General features: G+C 71.6%; 14 protein-coding genes and 1 pseudogene. 6 read left to right on the top strand and 9 right to left on the bottom strand.

The window, feature by feature from the left end:
- Positions 1 to 123: 123 nt before the first annotated feature.
- The 4 genes and pseudogenes from ACFPIJ_RS29330 to ACFPIJ_RS29315 all read left to right on the top strand — a co-directional run bounded on the left by ACFPIJ_RS29330 (position 124) and on the right by ACFPIJ_RS29315 (position 3,946).
- A complete protein-coding gene (locus ACFPIJ_RS29330; protein ID WP_380119525.1) occupies positions 124 to 2,067 on the top strand; it encodes a tetratricopeptide repeat protein in 1,944 nt (647 codons plus the stop codon).
- 86 nt (positions 2,068 to 2,153) lie between these two features.
- Entirely contained in the window at positions 2,154 to 2,372 is a 219-nt protein-coding gene (locus tag ACFPIJ_RS29325) for a hypothetical protein (protein WP_380119523.1), read from the top strand.
- Positions 2,373 to 2,395: 23 nt separating this feature from the next.
- Positions 2,396 to 3,400: an NACHT domain-containing protein gene (locus ACFPIJ_RS29320; RefSeq protein WP_380119521.1), complete on the top strand. Its 1,005-nt coding sequence runs from the start codon at positions 2,396 to 2,398 to the stop codon at positions 3,398 to 3,400.
- A 34-nt stretch (positions 3,401 to 3,434) separates the two neighbouring features.
- Positions 3,435 to 3,946: pseudogene (locus ACFPIJ_RS29315) on the top strand (DUF4262 domain-containing protein).
- A 149-nt stretch (positions 3,947 to 4,095) separates the two neighbouring features.
- On the opposite strand, the gene ACFPIJ_RS29310 reads toward ACFPIJ_RS29315, so the two are convergent.
- Complete coding sequence (locus ACFPIJ_RS29310) at positions 4,096 to 7,935, bottom strand: trypsin-like peptidase domain-containing protein (protein ID WP_380119520.1); 3,840 nt, start codon at positions 7,933 to 7,935, stop codon at positions 4,096 to 4,098.
- Positions 7,841 to 8,164 (bottom strand): trypco2 family protein, encoded by a 324-nt coding sequence (locus tag ACFPIJ_RS29305; RefSeq protein ID WP_380119518.1) that lies wholly within the window; start codon positions 8,162 to 8,164, stop codon positions 7,841 to 7,843. The genes ACFPIJ_RS29310 and ACFPIJ_RS29305 overlap by 95 nt, the downstream gene beginning before the upstream one ends.
- 121 nt (positions 8,165 to 8,285) lie before the next feature.
- On the opposite strand from ACFPIJ_RS29305, the gene ACFPIJ_RS29300 reads away from it, so the two are divergent.
- A complete protein-coding gene (locus ACFPIJ_RS29300; protein ID WP_380119516.1) occupies positions 8,286 to 8,468 on the top strand; it encodes an alpha/beta fold hydrolase in 183 nt (60 codons plus the stop codon).
- 444 nt (positions 8,469 to 8,912) lie between these two features.
- Positions 8,913 to 9,920, top strand: coding sequence for a M23 family metallopeptidase (locus ACFPIJ_RS29295; protein WP_380119514.1), 1,008 nt, complete (start codon positions 8,913 to 8,915; stop codon positions 9,918 to 9,920).
- On the opposite strand, the gene ACFPIJ_RS29290 is transcribed toward ACFPIJ_RS29295, so the two are convergent.
- From ACFPIJ_RS29290 to ACFPIJ_RS29260, 7 genes are read right to left on the bottom strand one after another with little or no spacing between them, the layout of a single operon-like run.
- Positions 9,915 to 10,946 (bottom strand): aminoglycoside phosphotransferase family protein, encoded by a 1,032-nt coding sequence (locus tag ACFPIJ_RS29290; RefSeq protein ID WP_380119512.1) that lies wholly within the window; start codon positions 10,944 to 10,946, stop codon positions 9,915 to 9,917. The two genes, ACFPIJ_RS29295 and ACFPIJ_RS29290, sit on opposite strands and share 6 nt — an antisense overlap.
- Positions 10,861 to 14,322, bottom strand: a complete 3,462-nt coding sequence (locus tag ACFPIJ_RS29285) for a hypothetical protein (protein ID WP_380119510.1) — start codon at positions 14,320 to 14,322, stop codon at positions 10,861 to 10,863. Before ACFPIJ_RS29285 ends, ACFPIJ_RS29290 begins: the two co-directional genes overlap by 86 nt.
- Positions 14,319 to 15,551 (bottom strand): CHAT domain-containing protein, encoded by a 1,233-nt coding sequence (locus ACFPIJ_RS29280; protein WP_380119508.1) that lies wholly within the window; start codon positions 15,549 to 15,551, stop codon positions 14,319 to 14,321. The genes ACFPIJ_RS29285 and ACFPIJ_RS29280 overlap by 4 nt, the downstream gene beginning before the upstream one ends.
- Positions 15,548 to 17,290, bottom strand: a complete 1,743-nt coding sequence (locus ACFPIJ_RS29275; protein WP_380119506.1) for a hypothetical protein — start codon at positions 17,288 to 17,290, stop codon at positions 15,548 to 15,550. The genes ACFPIJ_RS29280 and ACFPIJ_RS29275 overlap by 4 nt, the downstream gene beginning before the upstream one ends.
- A 6-nt stretch (positions 17,291 to 17,296) precedes the next feature.
- The gene (locus tag ACFPIJ_RS29270; protein ID WP_380119504.1) at positions 17,297 to 18,250 is read right to left on the bottom strand and encodes an AAA family ATPase; all 954 of its coding nucleotides are present in this window, start codon (positions 18,248 to 18,250) and stop codon (positions 17,297 to 17,299) included.
- A complete protein-coding gene (locus tag ACFPIJ_RS29265) occupies positions 18,247 to 19,167 on the bottom strand; it encodes a hypothetical protein (protein WP_380119502.1) in 921 nt (306 codons plus the stop codon). The genes ACFPIJ_RS29270 and ACFPIJ_RS29265 overlap by 4 nt, the downstream gene beginning before the upstream one ends.
- The gene (locus ACFPIJ_RS29260; RefSeq protein WP_380119500.1) at positions 19,164 to 19,604 is read right to left on the bottom strand and encodes a hypothetical protein; all 441 of its coding nucleotides are present in this window, start codon (positions 19,602 to 19,604) and stop codon (positions 19,164 to 19,166) included. The genes ACFPIJ_RS29265 and ACFPIJ_RS29260 overlap by 4 nt, the downstream gene beginning before the upstream one ends.
- Between the last annotated feature and the right edge of the window lie 36 nt (positions 19,605 to 19,640).

Raw genomic sequence — 19,640 nt, 5'->3', positions numbered from 1 at the left:
GCGCCGTCGTTCCGGATGTCCGTCGTCGTCCATTCCCACGCCTTCATGAATCTGGATCCCAGCACCGCGGTCGGACCTCGCCCGGTCCACGTGCCGATTAGCGGGTATCGGCTCACCGTAACGGTGGCCAACCCGACGGCGGACGACGTGGTGCTGCACGGGCTGGCCGCGAAGGTGAGCCGCCGCGTCCCCACCGAGTTCGACGGCGGCGTCTCGTTGACGCCGCAGCCGGGCGGCAAAGGCGACCTGCACTTCATCCTGGCACCCGACCTCGGCGACGCCCGCGCCCGCTCACTGGAACGCTACAGCGCGCTGTCGGATCCGCAGCTGGAGCTGTATCTCGACGACGATCCGCCTGCGGTCGTCGCCGTCCCCGGCGCTGACTCGACGCCGGAGTTTCCGGTCACCGTCGCGGCGGGCGCCGAGCTGCACCTGGTGGTGACGCCCCTGACCGAGGACCGCAGCCGGGTGCACTGGCAACTGATCGCCGGCGTCGAATGGTCGGGACACCAGGCCATGGTCACCGCCGATTTCGAAACCACCGCCGAGACCGGCAACCTGACCGTTCGCCCCGGCGGCACGCTCGGGCCGACACCGGTGTGGGAGCTGGTGCCGCACTGGCGCGGCAGCCGCTTCGAGGAGCCACCCGACCCGAACGCCCCGGCCCGCCGCGACGAGGAGCTCGCCGCGGCGGCCGAGGCCTGCCAGATCTATCGCGTGCTGTCCGAGAGCGATCCCACGGCGTACCTGCCCAACCTCGCCCGGGCCCTGGGCTCCCTTGCCGGGAAGGTCCAGCGGCACGCGGACGTCGGCAAGCTGCTGCCCGACCTGGCGCGGACCCTCGCCGAGCTGCGCGCGGTGCAGCTGAGACTGGGCGACGCGGGTGCGGCCGTGCAGGCCGGTCTGGCCGCACACGCGATCTGCCGGCAGCTGGCCGAGGCCGACCCGCAACGGCACACCGACGGTCTCGCCGCCGCGCTGCGAGGGCTGGTCGAGCCACTGGTGCGCACCGGCGAGTACGAGGCCGCGTGGACCGCAGGCGTGGAGGCGCTGGCGTTGCTCCGGCGCGCGGGCGAGCCCACCGAGGAGCAGCTGCCCGGCATCGCCGGGATCGAAAGCAACGTCGGTCTCGCGCTGCTCCGCCTGGACCGCCACGAAGAAGCCCTCGACGCGCAGCAGCGCGCCCTCCAGATCCGCCGGCAACTCGCAACGGCCGATCCCGGCCATCGGCCGGACCTGGCCCTGTCGCTGGTCAATCTCGTGGATCCGCTGCTGCATCTGGGACGGGCCGACGAGGCCGCCGACGCCGCCCGCGAGGCCAGCGACATCTACCGCGCGCTGGCCGAGGTAGACCCGGGTGAATACACCGGACAGTACGCGGCCTCGCTGACCAACCTCGGCTCGACGCTCGCTCGCGTCGGCCGCCCGGCGGAAGGACTCGCAACGCTGGAACAGGCCGCCAGCACGTACCGCGACCTGGCCGGCACACATCCCGAGCACGCCGCTCACCTTGCGATCACGCTGTACAACCTCGCGAACGGGCTGGCGGACGAAGGGCGGACGGACGACGCGGTGCTGGTCTGGACCGAGGCCGGAGAACTGGTGGCACCGATCCTCGGAGCCGCCGACACGTTCGCCAGGACCCAGCTGTCGGCCGTTCTCGACGGCGCGGCGGCAGGACTGCTGAACGCCGGGCGTACCTGCGCCGACGAGGAGCCGGCCCGCGCGTTGACGCTGCTGGACGGCGCGGTCCAGGCGTACCGCGTGCTCACCGACGCTGACGGCCGCAGACGGGCCGCGCTGGCCGACGCGTTGCTGCTCTACACCGTCGTCTCGGCCTCGTACGGCCTGGAGCTGCAACGCGGGCTCGCCGCCGGCGACGAGGCCATCGAGCACTACGCCCAGCTCATCGGGGACCCGCCCGACCCCGAACAAACACAGGCCGCACAGGCCGCACTGATCACCTATCAACACCTCGTCCTAATCCTCACCGGACTGGGACGCGACGAGGAGGCAGCCGAGCTCCGCCGTGACCTCGACGCGGCGACCCGGCAGTCAGCCGGCTGACGGGTCGACCGCGGCGGCGGCCACCTCGTGGAACGCGGCCTCGCCACCACCCTCGAAGTCGAGCGCCACCGAAGGGATCGGTCCGGTTGGATGAGCAGGCGTCGGCGCTTGACTGGCATTGTGGCGTGGTGGCGGACGGCAACCAGTTGCGGTCGCGACGATGGTGGCTCGCCAACGTGTGCGGAGTGATCGGCCTCGCCGGGCTGTTGACGTTCTTCGGGTTCGGACCTGATCGTTGGTTGGACAAATTCGACCGGCTGGGAAGCGTCGGCGGGTTGGCTGTGGCGATCGCGGCGCTGGCATGAGCGGCTGGTCAACCGTATAGGCGATGCAGGTGCAGCCTGTAGATCCGGCCGGGATGCTCGGGCGTGCGGTGGACGCCCTGGCCGTAGAGGTGGCCCGGCAATGGCGGGCGGAGTTGAGCGCTCGGGGCCTGGGCCACCTGGACCCGAGCGCGGTGCGATGGGCCACGACATCCAGGCCGGTCGGGGTGCCGCCAGAGGAGATCGTCGGCGGTGATCGGTTGCCCCCGTCGCCGGTCAGGGTGACGCGATTGCGGCTGTCCGGTCGGGTCGAGGACATGGCACGGATGCTGGCGAACTCGCCGGCTCGGCAGGTGGCGATAATCGGGTCACCGGGGTCGGGAAAGTCCACGCTCGCGATGCTGCTGACGTTGGGGCTGCTCGCCCGGCGACAGCCCGGAGACCCGCTGCCGGTGCTGGTGACCGTGTCGTCGTGGGATCCCGGGCGCGAACACCTCGATACATGGCTCGTGCGTCGACTGGTTGAGCTGTACCCGGCGCTGGGGGCCCGGGGCGGCTACGGGCCTGACGCGGCGATGTGGCTGGTCGACCGGGGCCTGGTCGTGCCGGTCCTGGACGGCTTGGACGAGATGGCCGGACCGGCCCAGGCCCCGGCCATCACGGCGTTGACCGCCGCCGTCGGTCGGGACCGGCCGTTGGTGGTGACCTGCCGTGCCGACGAGTACCAGCGTGCGGTGGCCCAGGCCGGCAGCCCTCTGGCCCGGGCCGCGGTAGTTGAGATCGAGCCGGTCAGCGCCGCCGACGCCGCCGCATACCTGCCCGAAGGACAGCTCGACGGCGCAGCCCGCTGGCGGCCCGTCCTGGCCCACCTCGCCGCCGAACCTGACGGCGGCCTGGCCCACGTCTTTCGTACTCCGCTGATGGTGTACCTGGCCCGGACCGCCTACCGCGCGCCCGGCAGCAACCCCGCTGAGCTGCTTACCTTCACCGAACCCGGCAACGTCGAACTGCACCTCGAGGACAAGACCATCCGAATCTGGGTGCCGCATAGGGCGTTCACTGCTACGTAGCACCGATTTTGAGCATTCAGCTTGTCGCTGCGTCATGTGCCAAGACTATGGCGACCGGGACGAGCGCGACCCTGCTGAGGCCGGCACCGTCGACCACGTGCAGGAGCACGGCTGGAGCGTGCTCATGGTCCCCGAGGACGAGCACGGTCCGGGCTGGGCATACACGATCGGGCTGTGGCACAGTCACCGGATTCCGGAGCTTGCCATGTTCGGGTTGGATGTCGAGTCGCTGCGTACCTGCCTCAACGACATTGGGAGGCGGGCCGTGGCCGGGCAGCCTGTCGAGGCCGACCAAACACACGACGTGATCGAGCGGTGGCCGGTGCACCTCAGGACCGTCGACCTGCGCTGGTGCCGCCCTTCTTCGGCCGTGCCATCGCGTTCTACCGGCGGCCGCCGATCCCGTTTCTCCAGGTCGTATGGCCGGATCGCAACGGCCGCTGCACATGGGATGCCGGCAGCGAGGACGTCGTTCGCCTTCGTCAGCCGCAACTCTGGCTGCCGCCTGCCGTACATCCGAAGGGCGTATGGACTCAGGATCTATGAGACGGAGCGGCGCGTCCTGGGCGGTTCCCCGTTCGGCGTCCAGCACCAGACGGCCAGGAATTCGGTGCCGACAACGATCGCCGTGCGCCCTGACCTCGAGTCGGGGTCGGCGAGGACGCCGCAGCCTCTTCAGGGACCAGAAATGCTCGTCACCGCCGCCCTGACAGGTGCTTGGCCAGCCGTTCGTGGCGGAACTGGTATGCGCCGCCGACTTCACGCAGGATGCCAGCGGTCTGGGCGTACGCGAGAAACCGTGCCAGGCGGACCGGCACCCGACCGCTCAGGACGAGCCATACGTGAGCGCAGCGGTACTGCTGCCAGGCGATGTCACGGGTGACGTACAGCAGCAGCGGAACGCCGACGAAGCTCATGACGAAGGAGCTGACGAGGATGACGCCGAGCGTGCCGCCCGCTACCGGGCTACTCGCCAGGTGCGTGGCATACGGCGCGAACCGGGGCAAGGCCATGGCGGACCAGTCGGCGACGCCGAGCCAGGCGTCGGCGCCGACTGGGACGGGGTGGCCGACGACTGCGTTGCCGGCGGAGACCGACAGTACGGCCGGCACTGCGGCGGCTAGGACGAAGACCCGGCGGTCGGCCCGCAGCACTGCGCGGTGGTCGACCGCGTCCGCGGTGTCGACTGGTGTCTGGACCCAACGCAGCAGGGCGAGCAGCAGACCGATCACCGCGCCCAGGAACGCTGCACTGATCACGTCGCTGCTGCCCAGCGCCGAGAACACCCGGTCGACGCCGGTCAACCGCAACTCGGCGGCCATCGGAGAAACCGGTGGCGACAGGGTGACGCCACCGGCGAGGAGCGACGACACGAAGTCGAAGAAGCCCGTCAGAAGGTCGGACGAGAAGCCGAGCACGGCGCCGACCGCGGCACCTCGGGCGATTCGCCCGGAGGCCACCTCGGGAAGGTCGCGGAGGCGCGGTGCGATCCGGCGTGGTTGCCGGCCGTCCGTCCGAGCCGCAGCGAGGCCGCCGCCGACCTGGGCGGACAGCAGCGCGACCGCGGCGGCGACCACGACCCCGAACAGCTTGGTGTCGCTGAGTCCGGCACTCGCCGGCAGCCCAAGGCTGACCAGGTCAAGGGCCCCACCGAGGACTTCCTTCACCACGAGGGCAGCCGTCTGCGGGCGGGATGCGATGACTAGCCCGACCATGGCCACCGCGATGGTCACGGCGACCCGCGATCGAACACTGCTAAGGGGCCTGCGCGGGGCCGGCACGTGTGCCTGCCGGTCGTGGTTGAGGTAGCCGCAGAGCGCGCTGGCGAGGATCAGCGCGGCGCTCACGGGGATCTCCGGCTGAGCTGATCGCTGCAGCAGGGCCATCGTGGCGGCGACGGCGAACACCACACCGGCGACCACCGCCCGGTGGTATCGGTCGACGGCGTCCGCCACCCGTCGCTGCCGGCGGGACGGCAGCATGGCCCAGGGCACGACACAACTCGTCGCGGCGATCGCGAGGACCTGATCGAGGACGCCGTATGGTGTCACCGATCGAAGTACCAGGACCAGCGCCACCACGCCGAGGACCGTGAGCCACGGGCTCCGGCCGCGTGCAGCAGTCAGCCACGCAGCCTGCGTGAACACCGGTTTTGGCGGCGGCGCGGCTAGGGCGGCCGCGACGCCGCCGACGAGCAGGGCGCTGAGCATGAACACCAGGTCGGCCGCTGACGCCGCGTTCGCCGGCCGGTACACGATGAACGACAGCGTCAGGCCGAAGGCGGCCGTCACCCCGACGACCGCGCCGAACAGGCCGCCGACAGCCAGCCGCGGGGCAAAGTTGTGCAACCGCCACGACGCGATCGTCGGATCCTTCGAATCGATGGTGGCGCGGGCGAGGAAGCGCAGCGTCCGCTCCGCCTCACGGACCCGGCGGGTCGTCGCCCCGCGCCGCCCCGGGCGAAGGCGCTCGCCCAGTGCGTATTCGACGTACGCGGCCAGCAACGCCGTCTCGATGGCGGCACGGCCGGCGTAGCGTCGCGGGTCGAGCAGGTTGAGTGGGTCACGGTCGCCGCTGCCGAACAGCTCGCGGGCCATGCTCAGGAACAGCGGGACGGCCAGGGTGCGCAGCAGCGGATGCCGGTCGTCGACCCTGCGGCGCAGGTCCCGCCAGGCGGCCGCGGCCGTCGGGGACGCCGCCGCGGCGAGGTAGTCCCAGATCGCCGCCGGGGTCAGCGGCGCGAGTTCGAGCACGGGCGCCGCCCGCAGCACCTCGCCGCGTGCGGTGGCCGCCGCGTACTCGCTCGGCCGGCTCGTCAGCACGATCCGCTGGCCTGGCCGGAGGAGCCGGTTGACGGCGATGAGCGCCGACGGGCGCACGGACGCCGGGATCTCGTCGAATCCGTCCATGATCAGCATCAGCTGTCCGGTGTCGAGGAGCTGTCGTGCCGCCTGTGGCCGGTTCACCAGTGGGCCTAGGTTCTCGCTCATCCAGCTGACGAGCCAGTCGGAGAGATCGACCGTGTGGACGTCCCACAGGGCGAGCGGGACGATGACCGGAATCGGCGCGCCCGGCGACCACGACTCGGCGCAGGCGGCCGCCAGCCGCCGGGCGGCCGTCGTCTTGCCGGCGCCTCCCGGGCCGACCAGCACGATACGACCGGAGGGGATCGCGGCGAACACCTTTTCGATGGCTCGGACGTCGCCGTCCAGTTCGATTGGGGTACGGACGTCCGGCTCGCCGCGGATGACGTCCCAGCGATCCATCGACTGATGCGCCGCGACGCGCAACACGACCGGCATAGGCCACGGATCATGAACGCCCTGCGAGCGTTCCTGTTCCGCCAACGTCGTCGACATGTAGCGGATGAGGGTCACATCATCGGCGACCACCAACACCGGCTTCGCCAAGACCCACGTGGCCAAGGCGATCACGAACGGCATCACACCGCCGAGCGCGCCCCACATTGCGCTGACCTGTGCCGAACCGGCCGTCGTCCAGAGCAGCAATGTCAGCAACGCAGCCAGCAGGCCCGCCGTACCTGCAAGCATCGACCGTCTCCGTTGCGACACGGGCGGCGCACCGGCCGTCCACCGCGCGGGCGGGGCGAACCCGGCCGATTCGAACTTCGTACGGAAATGTTCCATCGCGTCGGGTGAGGGCTCGACTTCGGGCACGACGGCAACGTCCGGTGATCTTGGAGGCAGAACCACCACGTCGGCGATACCGGTAACCCCCAAGCGGCTCCACCACGCGCCGGGATCACTCACTCCGGGCCCCCACAATGGGTAGTCCGGATCGTGTTCGAGCAGGCTGATGGGCGCCATGGTGATCGTCGACGGCCCTTCCCGCGGCGCATGCTCGATCACCACGCCCAGCAGCTTTCCTTCGGTAACGACCGGCCCTCCGGACATACCGGACCATGGAGACTCGGCCAGCGTGCAATCCTCCAGGGGCAGCGGGCGCGGTGAGTCTCGCACCAGGATGCTCGCGAGCCCGGTGGCCAGCTTCGACAGCACTGGAACCTCGCCGATGGCATCGGCGATCTCGCGGACCGCCGCCGGTGACGGCCTTTCGGTGAACCATGGATAGCCGAAGGCGTGGCATTGGACCGCGGCCTCGACCGCGCTCTGCCGATCGAGGCGGGCCAGCCGGAGCGCGGGATAGTCCACCGACGGATCGATGATCTCGATGAGCGCCAGATCGGGCGCCGGACCATGCTCCTGGCCGACGAAACGAGCATCGATCGACGCGTCGCGGAGCTCCTTCTTGGACGTGCGGACGCGCACCGTCACGCCAGCGGCAACCACATGGGCGGCGGTGAGCACCGTACGGCCGGCCACGATGCATCCTGACCCGTACCGGTACCGAGGTTTGACGCCCTCGCCAGCGTCGACGATGACCTCGACGAGCCGATTCGCCAGTGGCACATCCAATCGACTACCCCTTGAGTTCGTCACCCGAGCCAGCAACCTTGACCGGCTGGCCAGCGCGATTGACGGGGCCGCCGAACACCACCGTGACCCTCTGCTCATCGGCGCGCTGCCGGCTACCACCGCCGCCCAGCTCGACCTCGACGATCGGCACCTTGAACCCCGCCTTGCCCTCGGCCGAACGAGTCGCCGTCACGGTCAGCTCAACCGTCATCGACTCGATCGGAAGCTGAATGTCGCTACCGGACCCCTCCGCGCGGGCCTGCAGCAGCTCATCACGCAACGCCGCGATCGCCTCTGCCAGCCCGATACCGTCCGAAGGATCCGCCATGCGATCAACCTCCCAGTCACCGCCAGTACGGCGACCCTAGCGCCCGGCGACTGGCTACACATCAGTCTCAAAGGCGACGTGAGATCGCTCTTTGCTCCATAGCCGTCCATCGTCACCCACCATGTCGTTGCACGTGTACCGCGTCGGGCCGGAGAGCGGCCGGGCAATCGTCGCGGTGCACGGTCTGAAGGGCTACGGCGGGCGGTGGCGCGTGTTCGCCGAGGAGCAGTTGTCTGATTTCCAGGTGTTCGCCCCGGACCTCAGGGGACATGGGCTCTCGCCCGGCGAACCGCCCTGGACGTGATCCTCGCCGACGCGCGCGGGGCGTTGCGTGCTTTTCGCAGCACATGCCGGGGCGGTGCCGGAGGATTCGTCGCCGCCAGATGATTTGTCGAGCCGAACGGGGTCGAGGTGCGTGCCGATGACGGGACGGTCTGGACGACAACCTTGATCCGCGCACCCTGATGCCAGCCCGGACGCTGCGTCGCGACGACTGCGCCCGAACTGAACCCTGTCGAGAACCTTTGGTCCAACCTCAAACGCAGCCTGGCCAACCTCGCCGCCGGCACCATCAACTACCTGCTCCGCGCCACGAAGAACCGACGTACAAGCATGCAGTACAGGCCCGCCCTTGCCCACGGCTTCCTCACCACCAGCGGCCTGAAACCACCCTGACCCTGACTTCAGAAGGTCAGGAACGAGATCGAAGATGCAAGAATGCACCGGTGCTCTCGATGCAGGTAAGCGCATGACGGACCGCTTGCCGGTGATCGCGGAGGTTCGAGACCGGCTGCTGAGTGCGTACCGGGCGTCGCCGCTGGAGTGCACCTCGGTCGCCATTGCCTCGCTGGATCACCTCGCCAAGCGATACCACAGGTCCCGTCAACTGCTGCCGGGCCAGATTGACTGCTCGACATTGGTGAGCCAGGCCCACTGGGACGGGGCCGCCGTGCAGACGCCCTTCATCGCGGAGAACCAGCGGACCGCCAGGTCGGCCGCGGTCGTTGCCGGCCTTGCCGACGCGTTGCCCGGTGACGTGCTCGTCGCCTACGCGTCGTTGGAGGCGGCGCCGGGTGGCCGGCACAACCACGTGGCACTGGTGCTGGAGAGCGATGGGCAGGGCGACGGATGGGCCATCCAGGCCTCCGAGAGCGCCGGGACGCAGATCATCCGCCTGACCCAGGCCCGGCTCGGCGGAGGGATCCGGCGGTTCTGCCCGAACCCGCTGGTCGTGTACGCCGCCGGTGACTGGGCGGAACTCGTCCGGCGGGTGCCGAAGCTCGGCCGCCTGGGTGTACGGCTGAAGCAACCCTGGGCAGCGGTGCGCCGGCACAGCGGCGTCGACGTCGCCGTCGAGCACGGCACGCCGATCCGCGCGTCGATCGGCGGCACGGTCTCGTTGCACAAGAGCGAGGCGTCGATCGTGGTTCGCGACGAACAGCTGCGGCTCACGTCGGCGCTGCTGCCGGTCGTCGCGGATCCAAGGCTGGCCGACGGCGACACGGTGGCCCGCGGGGATGTGCTGGGCACGTCCGCGCCGCCGGTCGCAAGCCTCCCGTGCGACCCGACCGTGTCGTCGGCCGCCCGGCCGCACGTGCACTGGGAGCTCTGGTCCGACGCGCCGATGGGATACCACCCGTCGGTCACCGTCGCGGCGCCCGCGGGCTTCTCCGATCCGGGGTACCGGGCATACAGCCCCGTCTACGCCGTGAAGCTCGGCAAGGTCGGCTCGCCGCTGCCGCCTGGAAGGTCATGACTCCAGGAAGGCGGCGGCGGTTAGCCAGAGATCGGCGAACCTGACCGGGTCCTCGGCGCGGCGGCACAGGTTGAGCGACCGGACGATCGGCAGCCAGCACGCGGCTCGGATCGCGTCCTCCACCAGGCGCGGCGGCCGCCCGTACACCTCGCTGACCATGCGGCAGAAGTCCGGCAGGCCGAGCGGGACGTCGCTGGTGGTGAGTGACCAGAACAGCGTGGCCAGGTCGTATTCGGGGAACATCGAGAGGGCGCCGTCGAAGTCGATGATGCCGACGCCGGTGTCCGCGGCGACGATGTTGTCGAGGGTGAGGTCGCCGTGGATGAGCGTCGGACGGTCGGCGAGGCAGGGGGCGGGCGGGCGCAGGGAGCTGATCCGCGCGGCGCTGGCGGCGGCGCCGGGCAGTGCTGACCACTGGCCGATGTTGCGCGCCCAGTAGTCGCGGTTGGCGGTGATGTACCGGTCGAGCCGCGCCGAGTTCGGTGCCGACGCGAAGTCGCCGACGAGTTCGCCGTAGAAGTCCAGCGTGACGGCGTGTACGCGTCGCAGCGTCCCGATGACCGCCGGAAGCGCCGCCATGACCGCCGACGGGGGGAGCCGGTCCAGCGTGGCGCCGGGCAGGCGGTAGGCGATGGTGAGGGTCGGCGGTGGGCCGAGCCGCTGGTGGAGGATCCGCGGGAAGCCGGGATCGCCGGACAGCAGGTGCAGTGCCCGGGCCTCCTTGGCCGCGTACCGCGACGGGTCCAGGTGGATCTTGAGGATGGCGTCGCGATCCCGGTGCGGGACGTTGAAGACGAACGACCGCGGTCCGACCTTCGTCCCGGTCTGCTCAAGGGTCCACCCGGCCGGCACGGTCCCGTGTTCGGCGAAGCACTGGGCGTCGGCGACGAGCCCGGCGAGCTCGGGGTCGAAATCCGCGAGCCGGTTGGCCGGGCCGGATTCAACGGGAGGCCGCGAGGGCCTCGTCGAGCCGGGTCCGCCGTCCGCTTTCGTTGCTGAACCGGTCGAGCCGGAACCAGTCGACACGCCAACGATCATAGCTACGGTCCTCCGGGCCGCGGCCCCGGCAGGCCCGGATGGAACGGATCACGGCGGGCATCATGGCCGCGCCAACGCCCCGCTCGCGGCCCGGCCGCCCGTCCGCCGGGGCGAGCCGATCCGACAGCGCGGCCAGTGCCGCGTCGTCGAGCTCGGTCAACTGGAGCACGGGATCGAGTGAGAGCGACGAGGGGAGCCGGTAGCCGGGCTTGAGCAGCGCCAGGTTGAGCCGCATGTGGATGAGCTGCCGCAGCACCGTGGGGCGCATCGGCTCGGGCCGGCGGTCGACGAGCACCGGGGCCTCGATCGTCTGGTACGCCTTGGTGAACCGGCCTAGTTCATGCGCTTCCCATTGCTCCCACGTCTGGAAAGTCCCCGGCAGCCGGCCCGTGCGCCGTATCGCCGGTCCCAGCGCCAGCAGCAGCGTCGACACCCGCGCCGTCATGATGCCCGGGTTCTGCAGCGCCGTGTGCAGGGCCAGTCTTTGCTCGGTGACGGTATCGGCGAAGCCGTACCGCTGCTGGATCCTGCGGCCGGTGTCGATCGCCAGCTCGCCGGCCACCGCGGCGGCTGTCAGGTCGCCGAAGAGCTGGTCGACCCAGAAGTCCTCGTCGTCGTCGGCGAACTCTTCGGGCCACCGTGAGATCACCCGTTCCGCCTTGCGGCACGCGGTGCCGGTCTCGGCCAGGGCCAGTTGCAGCAGCATCTCGTCGAGGTCGCGCACGTACCGTTCGCGCCGCGCGGCCGTGGCAAGGGACTCGCGGTACTCGTAATAGCGTCGGTTGGCCTCCTGATGGACGATCCAGGCGACGTCGTACCCGGCCTCGGTGTCCCGCTTCGACTCGGCCAGGGCCTGCGCCCGGATCGCGCCGAGCGCGCGCCCGGCGAACGCGGGCCACGGCAGGCGGCGGGCGGCGTCGGCCAGCGCGCTGATCCAGCCGAGCAGGTCCAGACCCCGGCGCAGCTCATCGGCGGCCGTCATCGTGGCGTTCAGCATCGCGGGCAGCCGCTGGACGGCGTCCCAGGACGCCTCGTAGAGCAGCCAGCCCATCAAAGGCAGCAACTCGTCGAGCGGCTGCGGCGGCGTCGGCCCGGGAACGGTCCGGGCGTACGCGTCGTACTCGGCGACGTCGGACACGATCCTCGCCACCAGGGAGGCGTCGCACTCCAGGCCGGACTGCCGAAACCGGGGCGCGAGGTCGCGCAGCTCCGCCGCGGTCATGATCGACCCGGGCGCCGGCCAGTCGTCGGGGATGGCGACGGGCCGCGCGCCCGGCGCCAGGTCGAACCGGATGGCGCGGATGGCGTAGGCGCCCGACCCGTCGTCCGGGACGTCGCCGGTGGCCCTGCCGATCCCGTAGCTGGCCTGCGCGAGCGCCCGGGCGAGCGGCGAGTCCCGCAGCGGCGCACGGACGCGGCGCTGCCCCAGGCTGCCGAGGTCGTGCGGCTCCGCCGTGGTGATGACCAGGATCGTCTCCGGCCGGGGACCGGCCGGCGCGAGGCCGGCCGGCCACTCGATCCGCAGGCCCGGCGTCCCGGGCGAGAGGTCCGTGCCATCCACGACGTGCCGGGCACCCGGGTCGAGCCGGATCCCGGACGGCGAGGAGGCGGTGAGGACGGTCACGTCGGCTGCGACGCCGACGTCGACCAGCGATACGTGGACCGGATGCGTGTTGTCGTTGCGCAGTGAGATGGAGATCCTGTCGCCGGGGTAGAGCAACGCCGATCCGTCTAATGGCACCGGCGCGCCGTCGACCACCAGCCCGGCGGCGGCGACCGGCTCGAAGCCGTGCACCGGGCCGTTCGCCAGGCGGCGCAGCGCGGTGGCCCGGGCGAGCCGTTCCAGGTCCGCGAGCACCCGGCCGCTGCCGCTCATCGCCGACACCGGATCCGACAGCGGCCCGATCCGGTCGAGGATCGTCAGGCGGTGCCGATCGTCGCCGCGCACCTCGTAGACCCAGCCGTCGTCGCCCGACGGCCGGAGCATCGTGCTCGACCTGACCGCCGCGTGCAGCCGCGCGAGGTCGTCGTCCAGCGGCGGCAGCCGGACCGGGATACGCTCGGCCGCGGCCCGGGTCCGGCGGGCGACGGCGCCTGCCGGGACGGCCATCGCGGCGTCAAGCAGCTCCAGCCGGGCGTAAGCGCCGAACTCCGCGAGGCCCTCGACGGTCGCGGTGCCCAGGACCGGCTGTCCATCGGCACCGCCGGCCAGGATCGCGAACTCGTCGCCGATCTGCACGTTCAGCAACCGGGCACCCGACAGCCGCACCAGGTCACCCCGCTTCGACACGACGACCGGCAGGGTCGGCTCGCCCCGCGCCTCGGCCGTGCCGAACAGCACCCGCTGTGCCGGGCCGACCACCGCCGGGCGCTGCTCGGGCGACAGGCGGAGCACCCGGCGGCAGACCTCGTCGACCAGGGTCGCCCAGGTGACCCGCAGGCCGGCGGCCTCGCCCAGCGCCCGTGCGAGCTCCGCGGCGAACGGGTTCGGCTCGCGTGCGGGTCCAGGGCTCGCGCCGGAGTACAGCTCGACCGGCTGCGGATCGAGCGGGTGCCCGGTGCGCCACGTCTGGTCCAGGCCGCCGATATCATAGATCACTGTGACGTTGGCGGTGACGGCAGTCAGCCGCCGGTGGAAGGCGTCAAGCTCCGCCGTGGTCACCGGTAGCACGCCGCCGCCGTCCGTGTCGTCCGGCGGGTGCCGCAGGGCGCGCCCGTGCAGGTGCACCACGACCGCATCGCCCGGGCCGGTGGTGGCGATCAGCTCCTCGTAGGCGCCCGCGATCCGCGTCACGGTGTCACCGGCGTGGGACATGATGCGGCCGAATCCGTGGCGGGCATGCAACACGTCGCCGACCGCCTCACCGCCAGCGGTCGCGGCGATGAGCAGCGCGCTGCGCCTGGGCTCCCGCCGCAGCCGCGCCGGCGGCTCAGTGCGCTGCCGCGGGACGGGCCGGATCAGCGGGCCTTCCACGGCGGCGGGTCGCCGACCGGCCGTGGCCGCGCTCCTGGGCAGCACCTGGAGGGGCAGCGTCTGGAACGGCACGCCGCCCTCGGTCAGGAGCGTCAGGCGCAGGCCGTCGGAGCCGTCGGCGCTGGGGTCCCGTTCGGCGTGCACCACGAACCGTACCGGGCCGTAGGTCCCCCCGAACCGGTGCAGGACCAGGCCGGTGCTGCCCATCGCCTCGACCCGGAACGCCGTGCCGCCCTCCAGCACGCACCCGATGACGAACTCCTCCCGGGCGTAGGGCCACTCACCCGGCTCGCCCAGCTCCACGTCGGCGACGACCAGGTAGCGGCCCCGGGCCTCGGCGTGGCGAGGCCACTGAACCACTGCCCGGACACCGACGGGTGCGACGTTCATAGGCCCGCGACGACGGTGCCTCGGACCTGCAGGGTCCGGTCGGGATGCCCGTAACACACATACATGAAGCCCTGGAAGAAGGCCTCGAACACCGCGCTGTGCCGCGGATCGGCGCTGTCCAACGGCAGGACGTCCTGGACGTAGCGCTGCCGCCAAGTGCGCAGTAGGACGCCCAGGCGGCGGTTGTCGCCCGGTGACTCCAGCAAGTGGAGCACGAACGCATAGGCATGGTCGACACGAACCTCACCCAGCGTCGCGATCACCGCCGAGGCGCCTTTGCTGAGGAAGACCGAGGCGAAACTGGCGGTCCCGACCGGCACCTGCGGGCCGATCGGGACGGGCTTCGCCGTGTTGCAACCGTTGAGCAGGACCACGGCATCGGATCCGCGCAGCGCCGGCATGCCTTTGTGGTCGAGCTGGTTCAGGGTGAGCCCGCCGAACCGGAAGGCGGTGCCGTCCGTTGGGTTCGTGGTGCGCCCGTACAACATCAGGAGCGCCACCCGCAGGTCGTCCCGGCGGAGCTGGTCCAGCAGGTGCTGCATCTCGGTCACCTTGGCCGGCCCGGACGGGGGGAGCAGGTTGCTGACCGCATAGTCGGCGTCGACGATGTCGTCGTCGGACTCCATCAACAGCCACGCACCCGCGGCGTCCTGGGGTGTCGCCGGGCGGGGGCCGGGAGCGTCGGGCACGGCCCCGAGACATCGCATGATCTCCAGCTCGGCACCGAGCCATCTCGACCGGGCTTCTTCGTCCGGATGGTGGTCGTAGTAGAGCTCCCACGGGATCTGGTGGGTGGTGTTGTCCCAGACGAGCAGCCGCGGCACCGGGTGCGTGTCGGCCAGGCGGCGCATCCACCCGGCCAGCCGGCACATCTTCTTCCACCATGAGCGCAGCTGGTCGAAGTCGGTCTGCCACTGTCGGCGCGCGGCGATCGATGCGACGCTGAGGTCGGTGACAGCCTGCGTGCGCACGTCATCGTCGCGGGACTCCTCCCGGCCGTGGAAGTGGAAGTCGAGCCGCAGGCGTGGGACGCCGTCGATCGTCCGGTCGTCGTGCACGACCAGCAACGCGATGTCGGGCGGGCCGGTCGCCGGCAACGCCACCTGGACCGGATCGAACGTCTTCGCCGCACCGGACTGAAGGTCGGGCAGCTCGCCGTCGAACTCGCTGCGGAGCGGACCAGGCTCGACGCCGGACCCGGACTCGTCGGCCGCCAGGAACGACCTCATCGCGGGCTGCCGCTCACGATGCGCAGGGTCGCGCCCAGCGCGGCCGCCAGGTCGTGGGTGAGCTGTGGGTACTGCTCGGCGTCGGGTGCGACGACGAACGAGTCCACCCGTTGCAGGACCGCCACTTCGGTCGCGACGGAGATGGCGCTGTCGATCCCCTGCCGCCCGACACGGCCGTTGACCCGACCCTCGGCCGTCGCCTCCAGTGGCACGTTCCCGCGGCCGTCGGTGACCACGACCAGGCGGGCCGTGCGGACTGGCGCCCAGCCGCGGCGCATGACGCCGCGGAGCTCCTCGGACGCCAGCCGGAGCGCCGCGGCCAGCGGCGACGCCGATCCCGGCGCGCGGGTCAGGGACACGACGACCCGCGGATCGACGATGGTGCGCGCCCGGTAGCGCTCGGGCCGCAGCTCGTCGACGCAGTCCGCATGCCCGAACTCGACCAGTGACACCGTGGACGACCGGTCGTACGCCCAGCGCAGGTGCGGCGCCAGCCCGGGACCGCAGTCCCACCCGCGCCGTGCCGTGTGGTCGAGGACAAGCACGAGGGCGTGTTCGGAGTCATGCCGCCGCCGGTGCCGGCGGAGGTCGATGCGCGCGATCCGCAGCCCTCCCGCGCGACCCCCTGCGGACCACCGGCGCCGCCGGGCGGCGGCGAAGAGCGTGGGAATGATCGCCAGGTCTTCCAGGTCGTTGCCGCGCTCATGACCGATGATGACGCCGTCCCGCCGGCTGGCCTGCCGGCGCCCGGGCACCATCCAGTGCAGCGAGCGTGGCGCGGGCAGCGCCTCGGGGTCGTCCTCCGGCCGCAGCGGATCGGCCGGCGCGACGTCGGCTGGCCCGCTGACCGTGGTGCCGGTCGGCTCCTCGACGAAGGGGGCCGGATCGTCGTCGACGAAAGCCGGTGCGAGGGTATGCTCTGGCGCCGGCTGCCCCAGGTCGCCGGGTTCGGCGGGCGCCGGGGGCACCGCCGGTTCAGGGCCGTCGACAGGCGTGGGGCGGGGGATCTCCGGCTGCGCCAGACCGACCAGGGCGGCGGCCCGGGCGACGTCCTCGTCCTGGACCACCGGACCGCCGCGCAGCTCGGCGGCCGCCCGGGCCATGCGGGCCAGGGCCAGGTCCAGCCGGGCGCTGGGCCGGCCGGTCGCGGCGCGCAGGATCAGGTCGAGCGTGCCGGGCGGGACGGTGGCCCGCGGCCCGCGCGGTGACCAGGTGACCGGCCCGGGCGCCGCGGCGGCGCGGCAGTCGAACCGGATCGGGAACCGGTCGAGCAGGTGCGTGGACAGCGCCGCCAGGTCCTGCCGTGCGCAGGAGGCCAGCCACAGCCCGGCCGGCGACCAGGACCGGCTGAAACCGTACCGTTCGACATGCACCACGTCGTTGCCGAGCGCGGCCACCGCGGCCCGGGCGACCGCAGTGCCGGCCCGTGCCAGGTCCGGCACCACGACGATCGGCCCGGGCGCCCCGACCACCGGGGACAGGGCGCCGTCGCGAACCTGGAGCCCCAGCCCGGACCGGCCGGCGGCCAGCACCCAGCGCGGCCACAGGTCGTCGTCGGTCACCCCGGCATCCAGCACGCGCACCGGAGGCTCATGCCCCTGATGGAACCGCACGGCCTCAGCGAGCAGCTCGACGTGCTGGGGCAGCAAGGCCGGGTGCAGGTCGACGAGGATCACCCCGACCGGCTCGGACTGCACGGCCAGGCAACCGATCAGCTCGACGACACTCGGCGGGCTCATGGCCGGTTACCCCGTGACCTGCTGCAGTGCCTCGGCGAGCCGGGCGTCCTCGGCAGGACCCCACTTGTGCAGCGCGCCGGAGTTGTCGCGGCTGCGGCGATGCAGCAGTACCGCCTTGACGACGGACGCCCGCAGGTGCCGGGCCCGCGCGGTGACGTCCCCGCTGAGCGCGGCGACGGCCCGGGCGGTCCTCGCCATCGCCCCTTCGCCGCGATGGCCGACGATGTCGAATTCGTGGGCCACCCGCGCGCAGGTGTCAAGCAGGTCGGCCGAGTGGCCGACATTCGGGAACAGCTCCCGCGCGGCGCCCAGACGCTTCCGGAGCGCTTCGTCCGCCTGCGTCGCCTCGGTCATGAACGGCGAGGTCTCGTCCTCGCGGTACAGTTCCCAGTCGAGGACGTTGGCCAGGACCGCCCTGCGGGTGGCGAAGTCGCTCTCGCCGGTGACCGGGACCACCATGCCGAACCGGTCCAGCAGCTGCGGGCGCAGTGCCCCCTCGTCCGGGTTCATGGAGCCGGCCAGCACGAAGTCCACGCCGACTGGCGGAAGGTCCGCGCCCTCCCGCTGGACCTGCAGGATGCCCGTCGCCGCGTCCAGCACAAGGTTGACGATGTGGTCCTCGAGGAGGTTGATCTCGTCGATGTACAGCATGCCCTCGTCCGCCTGGGCGAGCAGGCCCTGCTGCCACTTCGGCTCGGGCGTCTCGTCGAGCAGCCCCACGATGTCGAAACCGCCGAGCACCCGGTCGTCGGTGACCCCCAGGGGCATGGTGATCGGCAGCCTGCCGTACATCGCCATGGCGAAGGCCCGGATCGTGGTCGACTTCGCCGTGCCCCGCTGCCCGGTCGCCAGCACCCCGAGGCCGCTGACGAAGCCGATCTCGAGCGCGTCGCACAGCTCCCGCTGCCCGACGATCTTCGAGTAGGGCAGGATCTGGATCCTCCGCGGGTCGCTGCTCACGTGGCACCGCCCTCAGACGGGGCCGGTGCCGCATAGGGGAACGGCGTCGGAATGCTCTGCCGCCAAAGGTCGCACAGATGCCGGTACTGGACGCGCTCCCCGCTCAGGTCGCCGGGGCGCGCGAGGCCGAATGTGGCGCCGAACGTCAGGTGCGACAGGTCGAAGGCGACCTGGACGCTCTCGCCGTAGGCGACCGCGGCGTGCAGGCAGGCGTGGTACGCCAGCACGGCCACCACCAGCGGCGCGGCCGCGAGCGCCGCCCAGGCCCCGGCGTCGCGCAGGACGACCAGCGCGGCGACCGCCGTCACCACCGCGGTCACCGTGAACCGTGCCATGCTGTCCAGGTTGTTGCGCCGGTCGTCCACCACCGTGCGCAGCTGGCCGCCGAGCAGCGGATACAGCCGCGGCCAGGCGACCACCGCGTCGATGCCGTAGTCGCGGCCGGCGCGGTCCTCCGTCGCCGCGAGGATGTTGCCGAGCCGGCTCGCCCGCACCAGATGCTCGGCGCCCGGATAGCGCTGGCGCAGGCGCAGCCCGGCCAGCCCCGCTGCCCGCAGCACCTCCGGCGCGTCCGACGCGGGCACCGCCGCCCGTGCGAGCTCCGATCGCCTCGCCTTCTGCCGTTCGACGCTCAGGGTTCCGCCGAGCCAGCCCGGCCAAGTGCCCTCCAATAGCCGGACGAACCAGAGCTGGAACGGCATCAGCAGCACGGCCACCACCGTGGCCAGCAGGACGAGCAGCACCACCTGCGTCGGGGACAGTGCGGTGGCGACCCGCCACGCGCGCCTGAAGGAGGTGCCGGGGCCGTAGGCGGCCCAGCCCAGCACCAGCAGGAACAGCAGGGCCGCGCAGGTGGGCAGGTAACTGACGAGGAAGAAGCGGGCGGTCATGGAGGCCGGCGAGGACGGGACTGTCACGGCGAGTAGACCATCCGGATGGCTGGATGCTCCGCACACTGCGGCACATCGCGTTCGTCATAGAAGATCCGCAACATCGTACGGTCACAGCCCCGTTCACCGCACGTGTAGCGAATGGCGCGGAACTCGGCCGGGAAGCCCGGCAGCGTGGCGCCGTCCCCGGCACCGGGACCGACCGCGGCCGAAGGGTCCTCGCCGAGGTGCCCCCAGTCCTTCATGACCTTGGCACGCGTTGTGACGCCGACATCGGCACCTTTGACGCGGATCGTCACCCGGTCGACGCCGGGATGCTCCCTGTACCACGGCCGTAGCACGCGGATGAGTCCCGGCAGCTGCGTGTCCGGCGGAATATCCAGCGCGTCCTCGGGTTCACCGGCGCGGGCGTCGAGAACCGGCCGGTACATGCGTCGCCAGTAGTCGGCCGTGAGTTCGGTCAACGCAGCTCCGATCGCTGATGCACTCGGCGGCATCCG

The organism is Dactylosporangium cerinum (genome assembly GCF_042653625.1).
Lineage (GTDB): Bacteria > Actinomycetota > Actinomycetes > Mycobacteriales > Micromonosporaceae > Dactylosporangium > Dactylosporangium cerinum.
The sequence above is the reverse complement of the archived record's forward strand: the minus strand, read 5'-3'. Positions and strand labels throughout refer to the sequence as shown.